The sequence below is a fragment of the Bradyrhizobium sp. CCBAU 25360 genome (genome assembly GCF_028128695.1).
Lineage (GTDB): Bacteria > Pseudomonadota > Alphaproteobacteria > Rhizobiales > Xanthobacteraceae > Bradyrhizobium > Bradyrhizobium ottawaense.
Map to the genome: position 1 here is coordinate 170,009 of NZ_LBJA01000036.1, position 12,551 is coordinate 182,559.

Here is a 12,551-nt window from a genome sequence, read left to right on the forward strand (position 1 = left end):
CCGGCGCGAGGCCGGCCTTTCGTGACGATGTGACGTCGGTAGTGATCAGTGCTTCGCAGATCAGTACTTGGCAACCACCGGGGCGCCGAAGTGGTAGTTCACGCCGACCTGCACGGTGTGGAAGTTGAGCGTGCCGGTGGTGACCGGAGCGCCGAGACCGGAGAAGTAGGTCTCGCCGCCGAGGCTGCGATAGAGGTACTCGCCCTTGACCGACCACTGCGGAGCGAAGAACGCCTCGACGCCGGCGCCGACGGTCCAGCCCGAGTGGAACTTGCTGTCGGAGACGGTCACGCCGAGAGCGCTGACGCTGACCTTGTTGTCGATCCAGGCGTAACCACCGGTGCCGTAGAACAGCACGTTGTTGACGGCCCAGCCGATGCGGCCGCGGACGGTGCCGAGCGCGTCGGTCTTGGACGACACGGTGATGCCGAGAGCGGTCGCCGAGGCGCTGACGTCAGCCCAGGAACCATCGGCCTCGATGCCGAACACGACGTTGCCGGCCTGCCAGTTGTAGCCGGCGGTGCCACCGACGAAGCCACCCTTCATCTTCGGGTCGCCGGAAGCGCTTTCCCAGGCGCCGCCACCGACGATACCGAGGTAGAAGCCGGTCCAGTTGTAGACGGCCGCCGCCGGAGCGATCGGAGCCTTGGTGTAGGGGCGGGCTGCGAGGTCGGCCGCCGAGGCGGGCGCAGCGAGAGCGAACAAACAGGCCGAAGCCAACAAAACCTTCTTCATTTTCAACTAATCCCAGTCCCAGTTTCTGTTGTTGCCTTCCTGACCGGAAGGGCAGCGGACTCAACGGCCCAACTGACGCCGTACTTACACCACCAAAGCCGCAAGTTGTGTCTCCGAAAAGCCACAGCGGTCGAAAAGGTGATGGTTACTGACTTATTGCCTCCCGTTCATGTCGCGCCAAACGAAAAAGGCCGGCGCGAGGCCGGCCTTAAACGTCAATGATGTCAGAGGGATATCAGTAGCGCGCGGCGACCGGCGCACCCCAGTTGAAGTGATAGTTCACACCTGCCTTGACCGTGTGAACGGTATCGGTCCACTCGGACCGGTTGGTCACGACGGGGCTGTACTGAATCGTGCTCTTGCCGAAATCGATGTAGTTGTATTCGACCTTGGCCGACCAGTTCGGGGCGAACATGTATTCCGCGCCGGCGCCGACGGTCCAACCCCAGCGGGTGTTGTTCTGGATGAAGACGTTTCCGGGGATGCCATCGTAGCGATGCTGAATGTCGCCGACCGCAGCGCCGCCGCTGACGAACAAGAGAGCGGGGCCGGTCGAGTAGCCGAGACGGCCCTTGATGTCGCCGAAGCCGCGGATTCTCGTGAAATAGGTGTCGCCGAGGCCGGCATTGATCTCGGCCGAACGACCGTTGATGTCAGCCCAGTGATAGTCGCCCTCGATGCCGAACACCCAGTTGGCAGCCTGCCAGTTGTAGCCGACTACGCCACCGACAAAGCCGCCGGTGGTGTCGTAGTTCTGACTTCCAGCAAAGATCGCCGTATTCGGACCGCCAAAGAAGGTTTCGTCGCTGCGGCCCCAGGCACCACCGCCCTGCACACCAATGTAGAAACCGGTCCAGGTATAGATCGGAGCGGGGGGCGCGATCGGCGCCTTTGTATAGGGACGGGCTGCAAGGTCGGCAGCACCGGCCGGAGCCGAGAGGGTCAGCGCAACCGCGCCGGCAAAGCCAATCAAAATCTTCTTCACTGTAATCTCCCCAGTCGTGTCCGCCTCTCTGAGTTCCCCAAGGCGGACTATCAGGCGCGAGGCCCATTGCATCAATTCCCAAGCACGACGATAGCTCGATTCTGCGGCAGAGTCCGTGCCCGGAGTGCAACAGTTGGGTGTAATCGACCTACTTCTAACTTAATGAATGTTAAGTGATTTTGCCGTTCACGGGAACCTCGATTTGGTTCCATCCCAATTGCCATCACAGCGCCATTTAGACGCCATCCCGTCTCCACATTTGGCGGCGATTTCTGCAGGAACAAATCTGGAACAGACCGCCGGTCGGTGCTATATGTGGGGATAACCTTGGGGGTGACGGGCTGAGCAGCCCCTGCAAGCGTATAGGGTCGCCCTAACAGGGCGCAGAGGAGCGCGGGCAGTGCGCTCGGCCTTAGGAAATTCAGTGGCATTCGGAGTGGAGAGCGGCGATGGCGGGAAGCGTCAACAAGGTCATTCTGGTTGGAAATCTCGGCAAGGATCCTGAAATCCGCCGCACCCAGGACGGGCGGCCGATCGCGAATCTGAGCATCGCGACCTCCGAGACCTGGCGCGACAAGAACAGCGGCGAGCGCAAGGAAAAGACCGAGTGGCATCGGGTCGTGATTTTCAATGAAGGGCTCTGCAAGGTCGCCGAGCAGTACCTGAAGAAGGGCGCGAAGGTTTACATCGAGGGCGCGCTGCAGACCCGCAAATGGACCGACCAGAGCGGCGTCGAGAAATACTCGACGGAGGTCGTGCTCCAGGGCTTCAACTCGACGCTCACGATGCTCGACGGCCGTGGCGGCGGCGGCGGAGGCGGCAGCTTCGGCGACGAGCCGGGCGGCGATTTCGGCTCCTCCGGACCCGTCAGCAGCGCACCGCGCCGTCCCGTGGCCGCCGGCGGCGGTGGCCGCAACAGCGACATGGACGACGACATCCCGTTCTGAGCAGGGACCGGACGATGAGGGGGCGCAGGCCGGCTGAGCGGCGCCTTCCCATTTCGTGTCAGCAAACCTTACTAATCGGCAGAAAGGGCTCGGGATTTCCGGGCCCGCTTCATGTTTGGGTTGAACTCGGATTGCGCCAGAGCAATCGCGTCGATGGCGCGCGCCGGCCGCGCGATTGACGAGGTCCCGGAGGTGATTTCGGAAGGCCTGTTCCGGGTCCCTCCGAGACGCTCTCCGTAAGGCCGTAAGTTGTTGGAAAAATAAGCGGAAAAAGCGCTTCCCTGAAGCCTGCGAGGGTGGTTATCAGGGTCTCGATGCGCTATATGATTCCCAGCTAAAACCTCACCGGATTTCCCCTTGGCTGACGACGACGACAAGCCCGGCGACCAGCCGGCGCAACCCTCGGATATTCGCCCCGTCTCCATCTTCGAGGAGATGAAGAAGTCCTATCTCGACTACGCCATGAGCGTGATCGTGGCGCGGGCGCTGCCTGATGCCCGGGACGGTCTGAAGCCGGTGCACCGCCGCATCCTGTTCTCGATGAACGAGCAGGGGCACACGCCCGACAAGAAGTACGTCAAATCCGCCCGCGTGGTCGGTGACGTCATCGGTAAGTACCACCCGCACGGCGACCAGTCGATCTACGACGCCATGGTCCGCATGGCGCAGGACTTCTCGATGCGGGTGCCGCTGATCGACGGCCAGGGCAATTTCGGCTCGGTCGACGGCGATCCCCCGGCCGCCTATCGTTACACCGAAGCGCGCCTGACCAAGGCCGCGCTGGCCCTGCTGGCCGACATCGACAAGGACACCGTCGATTTCCAGCCGAACTACGACAACAACGAGACCGAACCGTCGGTCTTGCCGGCCAAGTTCCCGAACCTTCTCGTCAACGGCGCCGGCGGCATTGCGGTCGGCATGGCCACCAATATCCCGCCGCACAATCTCGGCGAGGTCATCGACGCCTGCGTCGCGCTGATCGACAACCCCGCGCTCACCATCGACGAGCTCATCAACATCGTGCCGGGACCGGATTTCCCGACCGGCGGCGTCATTCTCGGACGCGCGGGCATCCGTGCGGCCTATCACCTCGGCCGCGGCTCGGTCGTCATGCGCGGCAAGGTCGCGATCGAGACCATCCGCAAGGAGCGCGAGGCGATCATCATCACCGAGATCCCCTACCAGGTGAACAAGGCGACGATGGTCGAGCGCATCGCCGAGCTGGTCAAGGAAAAGAAGATCGAGGGCATCGGTGACCTCCGCGATGAATCGGACCGCGACGGTTACCGCGTCGTCATCGAATTGAAACGCGACGCCGTGCCGGATGTGGTGCTGAACCAGCTGTACCGTTTCACGCCGCTGCAAACCAGCTTCGGCGTCAACATGGTGGCGCTCGACAGCGGCCGTCCTCGGATCATGCATCTGAAGGACCTGCTCGCGATCTTCGTCGACTTCCGTGAGCGGGTCGTCACGCGTCGCACCAAGTACCTGCTCGCCAAGGCGCGCGATCGCGCCCATATTTTGGTTGGTCTCGCGATCGCGGTGGCCAATATCGACGAGATGATCCGCGTGATCCGGACCTCGCCGGACCCGACCACCGCGCGCGACACCCTGATGTCGCGCGACTGGCCGGCCCGGGATGTCGAGGACATGCTGACCCTGATCGACGATCCCCGTCACCGCATCAGCGCGGACGGCACGATCCGGCTGTCGATGGAGCAGGCCAGGGCCATTCTCGATCTGCGCCTGCAGCGCCTCACCGCACTCGGCCGCGACGAAATCCGCGACGAGCTCGACAAGCTCGCCGGCGAGATCGCCGATTATCTCGACATCCTGCGCTCGCGCGAGCGCGTGCTGGGCATCATCAAGACCGAGCTTGCCGAGGTGAAGGCCGAGTTCGCCACACCGCGGCGCACCGTCATCATCGAGCAGGAAGGCGAGGTCGAGGACGAGGACCTGATCCAGCGCGAGGACATGGTCGTCACGGTGTCCCATGCCGGCTACGTCAAGCGCGTGCCGCTGTCGGCCTACCGGGCGCAGCGCCGCGGCGGCAAGGGCCGCGCCGGCATGCAGACCCGCGACGAGGATTTCGTTAGCCGCCTGTTCGTGGCCTCCACGCACACGCCGGTGCTGTTCTTCTCCTCGCGTGGCCAGGTCTACAAGGAGAAGGTCTGGCGTCTGCCGATGGCCGCGCCGAACGCGCGCGGCAAGGCGCTGATCAACATCCTGCCGCTGGAGCAGGGCGAGCGCATCACCACCATCATGCCGCTGCCGGAGGACGAATCCACCTGGGGCAACCTCGACGTGATGTTCGCCACCACGGGCGGCAATGTCCGGCGCAACAAGCTGTCGGACTTCGTCGACGTCCGCCGCTCCGGCATCATCGCCATGAAGCTCGACGACGGCGAGTCGATCGTCGACGTGCAGATCTGTACCGAGCGCGACGACGTGCTGCTGACCGCCGCCGGCGGCCAGTGCATCCGCTTCCCGGTCCCCGATGTGCGCGTGTTCACCGGGCGCACCTCGATGGGCGTGCGCGGAATCGCGCTCGGCGAAGGCGACAAGGTGATCTCGCTGGCGATCCTGCGCCATGTCGAGACTACCTCGGACGAGCGTTCGGCCTACCTGAAGATGCGCCGCGCCGTCGCCGGCGAAGCTGCGGCCGAAGACGCCGCCGTGGACGCCGAGGCCGAGGAGACCTCCGGCAGCTTCCAGCTCGCGCAGGAGCGATACGCCGAGATGTCGGCGCAGGAGCAGGTCGTGCTGACCGTCTCCGTCAACGGCTATGGCAAGCGGACATTGTCCTACGAGTACCGCACCACCGGCCGCGGCGGCAAAGGCATCGTCGCCATGAGCGTCAACAACCGCAACGGCAATCTGGTCGCGTCCTTCCCGGTGGAGGATGCCGATCAGATCATGCTGGTCACCGACAAGGGCCAGCTGATCCGCTGCCCGGTCGAAGGCATCCGCATCGCCGGCCGCTCGACCCAGGGCGTGATCGTGTTCGACACCGCCGAGGACGAGCATGTCGTCTCGGTCGAGCACATCACGGAAGAGGCGGAGAGCGGGAACGGTGAGAACGGGAACGGGGCGTGATGCCCCGTTCTACACGCCGTTCGCAAGCTCGCTCGTGAGATCGGCAAGCGCCTCTCGCTTGCCGATCTGTGCCATCCAGCACCAGAGCTCCAGCGTGCAGTACAGCCGATAGAGATCGAGCGTCTCCTGCCAGTCGGGGCGTCCCATCTGACCACAGCCGGCGAGCAATCCGTCGCGCTTTGGCGCATCCTTCGGCGTGAAATAGTACAGCGCCTTCGCGATATCCATCAACGGATCGCCCGATGTCGCGTTCTCGAAGTCGACGATGCCCGTCAGGCGTGGTGCCCCCTGCGACGTCACCAGCACATTGCCGGCATGGAAATCGTAGTGGCACAGTCGAGGGGTGATTGCTGCCTCGAACAGATGCTGTCGTGCCGTGACGCTGTCGCGAAGACGCGCGGCTAAAGCTGGATCGCCGCCGCGTGTGAAAAACTCCCTGAGCTTTCGGTCGAACTGCGCCGACATGTAGGCCTGGTTGCTCGGATGGGCCGTCCAGACCCCCTTGGGGCCGATATAGCCGAAGCTGTCGAGCGTGACGTCGTTGATTCGGCGCAGCGTCGCGCCCATCCCGGCGTAGATCGCAAACAGCTCGGTCTCCGACAGCGTTGCCTCGCGTCGGCCAAGCACGACGCCCTCCAACTTGGTCATGAGCACATAGTTCAGCTCGATTGCCGATCGCGTGTCATCGGCGAGCAGGATTTTTGGAATGGCCGGGGCAAGGTTTCGCAGGAGACCCAGCACGTAGACCTCCTTCGCCATCTTCCACTGCAGCGATTCAGGATAGACCTTGAGGATGCACGTTGCTGCATCCGCCAATGCGATCTCGATGACGGTGCTGATCTCCCCGCCATGCAACTCGGTGACGCCGTTCACCGACGCGTGTGGAAAGATTTGGCGCACGATTGATTGCGCCTGATCGACCGAGACCTTCAGCCGGGGTTTCAGCTGCAACGGCGCATCGCTGGGCATTGGTGCTCGCTTTCGGTTAGGTCCGCGGAGCGGCGGTTAAATCTCCAGCTCCGTGCCGAACTCCACCACCTGCTTGGTCGGCACGCCGAAGAACGCGGCCGAGCGTTCGGCGTTGCGCTGGAGGAAGGCGAACACGCCTTCGCGCCAGACCCACATGCCCGGAATGTCCTCGCTGGGAATGATGGTCTCGCGGCCGACATAATAGGTGATGTCGGAGAGGTCGATGCCGGGGAGCTTGCTCTGGCGGCAGACGAGATTCAAGCCTTCATAGATCGTCGGGTTCTGCATGAAGCCGTAATGCAGGATCACGCGGGTGATGCCGGGAATGATCTCGATCACCTCGCCGCGTTCTTCGTCCGCGATGTGCGGCAGCTCCTCGATCAGCACGGTGACCAGCAGCACGCGTTCGTGCAGCACGCGGTTGTGCCTGACGAACTGGGTGAGCGCGAGCGGCACGCCGCGCGGCGCGGAGGCCAGGAACACGGCGGTGCCGGGCAGCCTTGCGCTGCACTTGTTCACGGCGGTCTCGATCAGATCTTCCTCGGGCTGCCGGAGCCGGCCCCTCGCGGCCTCGACCAGCTTCACGCCGGCGCGCCAGGTCAGCATCAGGAAGGCGACGAGGCCGGCGAGCAGCAGCGGAAACCAGCCGCCCTCGAACAGCTTGATCGAGTTGGCCGAGAAGAAGATCACGTCGATGACGAAGAAGGCGCCGTTCACGGCCACCACCAGCCAGGGCGAATAGCCCCACTGGATCGCGACCAGCGCGGCGAGCAGCGTCGTGATCGCCATCAGCAGCGACACCGCGATGCCGTAGGCGCCGGCAAGCGCGTCCGACGTGCCGAAGCTCAGGACCGCCCCGAGCGTCGCAGCCGCAAGCAGCCAGTTCACCAGGGGCACGTAGATCTGGCCGATCGCGTCGCTCGTGGTGTGACGGATCAGCATGCGCGGCAGGAAGCCGAGCTGGATCGACTGCTGGGTCAGCGAGAACACGCCGGAGATGATCGCCTGCGAGGCGATCACGGTCGCGACCGTCGAGAATGCGACCAGCAGATAGTGCAGGGCGTCGGGGCAGAGCTGGAAGAAGGGGTTCTCGATCATCGCGGGATCGGTGATCAAGAGCGCGGCCTGGCCGAAATAGTTCAGCACCAGCGCGGGCAGGCAGATGGCGAACCAGGCGAGGCGGATCGGCAGGCGGCCGAAATGCCCCATGTCGGCATACATGGCCTCGCCGCCGGTCACCGCGAGAAAGGCCGCGCCGAGAATTCCGAACGAGATGTGGAAATCCTGGTGAATCAGGAAGTCGAAGGCGTAGAGCGGGCTGAGCGCCACCAGCACCGCCGGCGCCTTGACGATGCCGTGGATGCCGAGCGCCGCGAGCACGACGAACCAGGCCAGCATCACCGGCCCGAAGATGCGGCCGATGAAGCCGGTGCCCTGCTTCTGCATCATGAACAGGCCGATCAGGATGGCGACCGTCACGGGCACCACGGCCGGCGCAAGCGAGGGGGCGTCGACCTTGAGGCCCTCGATGGCTGAGAGCACCGAGATGGCCGGCGTGATCGCGCCGTCGCCATAGAGCAGCGCCGCGCCGACGAGCCCGACCACCAGGAGGTGGGCGCGCCATGTGCCCGGCTGGGCGTGGCGGGCATGGAGCAGCGCCAGCAGCGCCACGATGCCGCCTTCGCCGCGATTGTCCGCGCGAAGGATCAGCAGCGCATATTTCAGCGAGATGATCAGCAGCAGGGCCCAGAGGATCAGCGAGGCAATCCCCAGGACAGCATCGTGACTGAGTGTGCCGCCATGGGCAGCCGCCTTGGCGGCTTCCTTCAGGGCATAGAGCGGGCTGGTACCGATATCGCCATAGACCACCCCGAGGGCGCCCATGGTCATGGCAAGCGGTAGCGGATCAGGATGGTGGCCGGAAGCGACAGCGGGCGTACTGGACAATGGCAACCCCCCGATGGGATCGCGCCCGACGGGCCATTCCGGCGGGCGCGAGCAAACCAGTCTGCGACGAGACGTCGCAAAACTCCATCGGGATTATGTGACGTGAAGCTGACAGGCCAGCCTACGGGGTGCGGTTGGCGGTCACGAGGCGAGCCTCGCGGACATTCGCCTTGGTGCCGGCCTTGCGCAGGCAGGAGGCCTCGAAATTCGGCCAGGCCTGCTGCGAGCAGTCCTTGCCGATGGCGCGGATATCGAGCCGGTCGCTCTTGGCCAGCGGCTGCGGCACGCTGGCCTCGACGCTCGGGGCAAAACCGGGCAGGAGGGTAAGGGCGGCGGCGACACACGCAGACAGAGCGATCGCTGAAAGAGCCTTGATCATTTGACAGTCCCCTGTGATGCGGCCGCCTACGCCCAGTGTGCGGCCCGTCATTCGTTGGCCGGATTAGTAACCATGGCCAGTTTCCGGACGTCTTCGCCGGCACGGGAAATGGTTTCGTGTCCGCGCCGCTTTGTTTCGTGGTCGCTCTCAGGACGAAACAAACCGGCCATCGCCGACACGGCCGGCGGGATATTTCGCCGGAAACGGCTGGGGAACCGGCCCGGCTTGCCGGGCCGGGCCGGGCGCGGTAGGAGGGGGCCATGCCGCGCATTGCCTTCTATCCCGGTTCCTTCGACCCCATCACCAACGGCCATCTGGACGTGGTCCGGCACAGCGTTTCCCTGTGCGACCGGCTCGTAGTCGCGATCGGGGTCCATCCCGGCAAGAAGCCGCTGTTCTCGACCGAGGAGCGGCTGCAGATGCTCCATGACGTCTGCGGGCCGCTGGCCGCCAAGGCTGGTTGCGTGCTCGAAGCTGTGACGTTTGACGATTTGTCGGTCACGGCGGCGCGCAAGCACGGTGCGACGATCATGATTCGGGGCCTGCGTGACGGCAGCGATCTCGACTACGAGATGCAGCTCGCCGGCATGAACGAAGCGATGGCGCCGGAGGTGCACACGGTCTTCCTGCCGGCCTCTCCCATGGTTCGCCCGATCACCGCCACTTTGGTGCGGCAGATCGCCGGCATGGGCGGGGACGTCTCGGCCTTCGTCCCGCCGCAGGTCGTGGCCCAGCTCAAGGCAAAATTCGCCGCATAACGGCGCGCTTCCTTTTCTCTCTGATCCGGAGTTGTCATGATCCGAATTCTCGCAGTTCTTGCCGCGCTTCTGTTCGCGGTGCCGGCGGTGGCGCAGCAATTGCCGGCCAACCTCGACAAGGCCAACGCCATCGTCATCGACACCACCAAGGGCCGCATCGTCATCAAGCTGCGCACCGATATCGCGCCCCAGCATGCCGAGCGCATCAAGCAGCTCGCGCGCGAGGGCTATTACAACAACGTGCCGTTCCATCGCGTCATGGACGGCTTCATGGCGCAGACCGGCGACGGGCAGAACTTCAACGGCACCGGCGGCTCGAAATATCCGAACCTGAAGCAGGAATTCTCCAAGGTGCATTTTGCCCGCGGCATCGTCGGCATGGCCCGGCGCGGCGACAGCGTCGACAGCGCCAACTCGCAGTTCTTCATCATGTTCGCCGACGGCGGCAGCCTCGATAACCAGTACACCGTGATCGGCGAGGTCGTGCAGGGCATGGACGTCGTCGACAAGCTGAAGAAGGCTCCTCCCGGCTCGGCCGGCGGCGCCGTGACCGATCCCGACAAGATGGTGAAGGTGCAGGTCGCCTCCGACATCAAATAGGAGACGGCGATGGCGCGCTGTGGCGACAAGCTCCTGCTGGTTGCTGTGGTGCTGTTGCTCGGCGTGTCCAGTGCGGCCGCCGAGGATAGGCAGGTCAATACCATCCAGGATATCTTCAGGCATCTGCGCACCTGCTGGAAGCCGCCGCCGGCCGCCAAGGCCCGCCCACTCGACATCACCGTCGTCGTGAGCTTTAACCGGTCCGGCGACATTCTGGGCCATCCGAGGATCTCCTATGAATCCGCGGAGGCCTCCGACAATGACCGGCTGCAATACCGGATCGCGGTGATGGAGGCGTTGCAACGCTGCACGCCGATGCCATTTACCGAGGCAATGGCCGGCGCCGCCGCGGGACGTCCATTCGCGATCCAGTTCCGCAGCCGCAAAACGCCTGACAAGACTTCACCTCCAACTCAAGAGAGACGAGCATGAGCGCCACCGAAAACACCCTGATCCTCGAGACCACCCAGGGCCCGGTCACCATCGAGATGCGGCCCGACCTCGCGCCCGGCCATGTCGCGCGCATCAAGGAACTGGTCCGGGAGGGCTTCTACGACGGCATCGTGTTCCACCGCGTGATCGACGGCTTCATGGCGCAGACCGGCTGCCCGCAGGGCACCGGCACCGGCGGCTCGGGCAAGAAGCTGAAGGCCGAGTTCAACAAGGAGCCGCATGTGCGCGGCACCACCTCGATGGCGCGCGCCGCGAGCCCGGATTCCGGCGATAGCCAGTTCTTCATCTGCTTCGACGACGCCCGCTTCCTCGACAACCAGTACACGGTGTGGGGCAAGGTCACCGAAGGCATGGAGAACGTCGACAAGATCAAGCGCGGCGAGCCGGTGCAGAACCCCGACAAGATCGTCAAGGCGCGGATGGCCGCGGACGCTGAGTAAGCGTCGCCCCTCATCCTGAGGAGCGCGGAACGCGCGTCTCGAAGGATGAAGGCCACCCTGCTGCAGTTCGGCCTTCATGGTTCGGGACGGCGCTACGCGCCTCCTCACCATGAGGGTCTGGCTCCGTCGCGCCCGGCACCACATGCGCACCGATCTGTTCGATTTCGACCTGCCCGCCGAGCGCATCGCGTTGCGCCCGGCGAGCCCGCGCGACTCCGCGAAGATGCTGGTCGTGGAGAATGGCGCGCTGCGCGACCAGACCATCGGCGACCTCGCACAATGGCTGAAGCCGGGCGACCAACTCGTCGTCAACGACACCAAGGTGATCGCGGCGCAATTGAAGGGCCGCCGCATCGGCCGCGAGACCGAGCCGAAGATCGAGGCGACGCTGATCAAGCGGCTCGACGGCTCGCGCTGGCAGGCGCTGGTGAAGCCTGCGAAGAAGCTCACAGCTGGCGACCGCATCCGCTTCGGCAATGAAGGCAAGGTCTGCCTGCTCGGCCATCTCGATGCCGAGGTCGAGGCCAAGGGCCTCGAGGGCGAGGTGACGCTGTCGTTCTCGTTCCACGGCCCGGCGCTGGATCAGGCCATCGCCGAGCTCGGCAGCCCGCCGCTGCCGCCCTACATCGCCTCCAAGCGCACGCCCGACGATCAGGACCTCGCCGACTACCAGACCATGTTCGCCGTGAACGAAGGCGCGGTCGCCGCGCCGACCGCTGGATTGCATTTCACCCCGGCGCTGGAGCAGGCGCTGCGCGCGCGTGGCGTCGACATCAACCAGGTCACGCTGCATGTCGGGGCAGGGACGTTCCTGCCGGTGAAGGTAGAGGACACCGAAGGCCACAAGATGCATGCCGAGTGGGGCACGATCTCGGCCGAGACGGCGGAACGGCTCAATAGCGCGCGGAAAAATGGTGGCCGCATCATCGCCGTCGGCACCACGTCATTGCGCTTGCTCGAGAGCGCAGCGCGCGAAGACGGCACCATCCAGCCCTTCGCGGCCGAGACCTCGATCTTCATCACGCCCGGCTATCGCTTCCGCGCGGTCGATATTTTGATGACGAATTTCCATTTGCCGAAGTCGACGCTGTTCATGCTGGTGTCGGCGTTTGCGGGGCTGGAGACGATGAAGGCGGCGTACGCTCATGCGATTGCGAGCGGGTACCGGTTTTATTCGTATGGCGATGCGTGCTTGCTCTTCAGGTCGCGCGGCTAAGCGCCGGCGCTGCAGGGTGGGCAAAG

Annotated in this window: 12 protein-coding genes; 7 read left to right on the plus strand and 5 right to left on the minus strand. The window is 64.5% G+C overall.

Features of this window, described 5'->3' with window-relative positions; translation table 11 throughout:
• Positions 1 to 60: 60 nt before the first annotated feature.
• The gene (locus XH81_RS13730; RefSeq protein ID WP_097668666.1) at positions 61 to 735 is read right to left on the minus strand and encodes an outer membrane protein; all 675 of its coding nucleotides are present in this window, start codon (positions 733 to 735) and stop codon (positions 61 to 63) included.
• 235 nt (positions 736 to 970) lie between these two features.
• Positions 971 to 1,720: an outer membrane protein gene (locus tag XH81_RS13735; protein ID WP_038949133.1), complete on the minus strand. Its 750-nt coding sequence runs from the start codon at positions 1,718 to 1,720 to the stop codon at positions 971 to 973.
• A gap of 449 nt (positions 1,721 to 2,169) precedes the next feature.
• On the opposite strand from XH81_RS13735, the gene XH81_RS13740 reads away from it, so the two are divergent.
• Positions 2,170 to 2,667 carry a single-stranded DNA-binding protein gene (locus XH81_RS13740; protein WP_018317913.1) on the plus strand — a complete coding sequence of 166 codons (498 nt, stop codon included), beginning with the start codon at positions 2,170 to 2,172 and terminating at the stop codon, positions 2,665 to 2,667.
• Positions 2,668 to 3,024: 357 nt separating this feature from the next.
• Positions 3,025 to 5,763 (plus strand): DNA gyrase subunit A, encoded by a 2,739-nt coding sequence (gene gyrA / locus XH81_RS13745; RefSeq protein WP_028144507.1) that lies wholly within the window; start codon positions 3,025 to 3,027, stop codon positions 5,761 to 5,763.
• A 9-nt stretch (positions 5,764 to 5,772) separates the two neighbouring features.
• Here gyrA and XH81_RS13750 read toward each other — a convergent pair whose 3' ends face one another.
• The 3 genes from XH81_RS13750 to XH81_RS13760 form a co-directional block, all read right to left on the minus strand.
• Positions 5,773 to 6,732: a phosphotransferase family protein gene (locus tag XH81_RS13750; RefSeq protein WP_271596252.1), complete on the minus strand. Its 960-nt coding sequence runs from the start codon at positions 6,730 to 6,732 to the stop codon at positions 5,773 to 5,775.
• A 36-nt stretch (positions 6,733 to 6,768) separates the two neighbouring features.
• Positions 6,769 to 8,622 (minus strand): potassium transporter Kup, encoded by a 1,854-nt coding sequence (locus XH81_RS13755; protein ID WP_028144509.1) that lies wholly within the window; start codon positions 8,620 to 8,622, stop codon positions 6,769 to 6,771.
• Between the two features lie 178 nt (positions 8,623 to 8,800).
• Entirely contained in the window at positions 8,801 to 9,058 is a 258-nt protein-coding gene (locus tag XH81_RS13760; protein WP_018317917.1) for a hypothetical protein, read from the minus strand.
• A gap of 260 nt (positions 9,059 to 9,318) precedes the next feature.
• Between XH81_RS13760 and coaD the strand changes: the two genes are divergently transcribed.
• From coaD to queA, 5 genes are all read left to right on the plus strand, one after another.
• Positions 9,319 to 9,816, plus strand: a complete 498-nt coding sequence (coaD, locus tag XH81_RS13765; RefSeq protein ID WP_028144510.1) for a pantetheine-phosphate adenylyltransferase — start codon at positions 9,319 to 9,321, stop codon at positions 9,814 to 9,816.
• A gap of 36 nt (positions 9,817 to 9,852) precedes the next feature.
• Complete coding sequence (locus tag XH81_RS13770; protein ID WP_028144511.1) at positions 9,853 to 10,416, plus strand: peptidylprolyl isomerase; 564 nt, start codon at positions 9,853 to 9,855, stop codon at positions 10,414 to 10,416.
• Between the two features lie 9 nt (positions 10,417 to 10,425).
• The gene (locus XH81_RS13775; protein WP_028144512.1) at positions 10,426 to 10,848 is read left to right on the plus strand and encodes a hypothetical protein; all 423 of its coding nucleotides are present in this window, start codon (positions 10,426 to 10,428) and stop codon (positions 10,846 to 10,848) included.
• Complete coding sequence (locus tag XH81_RS13780; protein WP_028144513.1) at positions 10,845 to 11,309, plus strand: peptidylprolyl isomerase; 465 nt, start codon at positions 10,845 to 10,847, stop codon at positions 11,307 to 11,309. The genes XH81_RS13775 and XH81_RS13780 overlap by 4 nt, the downstream gene beginning before the upstream one ends.
• Positions 11,310 to 11,451: 142 nt before the next feature.
• The gene (queA, locus tag XH81_RS13785; RefSeq protein WP_028144514.1) at positions 11,452 to 12,525 is read left to right on the plus strand and encodes a tRNA preQ1(34) S-adenosylmethionine ribosyltransferase-isomerase QueA; all 1,074 of its coding nucleotides are present in this window, start codon (positions 11,452 to 11,454) and stop codon (positions 12,523 to 12,525) included.
• Positions 12,526 to 12,551 lie beyond the last annotated feature (26 nt).

What these genes read in the sequence shown, in the direction of transcription:
- XH81_RS13775 (WP_028144512.1), top strand. Translation starts at nt 10,426, where the DNA reads ATGGCGCGCTGTGGCGACAAGCTCCTGCTGGTTGCTGTGGTGCTGTTG.
- XH81_RS13780 (WP_028144513.1), top strand. Translation starts at nt 10,845, where the DNA reads ATGAGCGCCACCGAAAACACCCTGATCCTCGAGACCACCCAGGGCCCG.
- coaD (WP_028144510.1), top strand. Translation starts at nt 9,319, where the DNA reads ATGCCGCGCATTGCCTTCTATCCCGGTTCCTTCGACCCCATCACCAAC.
- queA (WP_028144514.1), top strand. Translation starts at nt 11,452, where the DNA reads ATGCGCACCGATCTGTTCGATTTCGACCTGCCCGCCGAGCGCATCGCG.
- XH81_RS13750 (WP_271596252.1), bottom strand. Translation starts at nt 6,732, where the DNA reads ATGCCCAGCGATGCGCCGTTGCAGCTGAAACCCCGGCTGAAGGTCTCG.
- XH81_RS13770 (WP_028144511.1), top strand. Translation starts at nt 9,853, where the DNA reads ATGATCCGAATTCTCGCAGTTCTTGCCGCGCTTCTGTTCGCGGTGCCG.
- XH81_RS13740 (WP_018317913.1), top strand. Translation starts at nt 2,170, where the DNA reads ATGGCGGGAAGCGTCAACAAGGTCATTCTGGTTGGAAATCTCGGCAAG.
- XH81_RS13755 (WP_028144509.1), bottom strand. Translation starts at nt 8,622, where the DNA reads ATGACCATGGGCGCCCTCGGGGTGGTCTATGGCGATATCGGTACCAGC.
- XH81_RS13730 (WP_097668666.1), bottom strand. Translation starts at nt 735, where the DNA reads ATGAAGAAGGTTTTGTTGGCTTCGGCCTGTTTGTTCGCTCTCGCTGCG.
- XH81_RS13760 (WP_018317917.1), bottom strand. Translation starts at nt 9,058, where the DNA reads ATGATCAAGGCTCTTTCAGCGATCGCTCTGTCTGCGTGTGTCGCCGCC.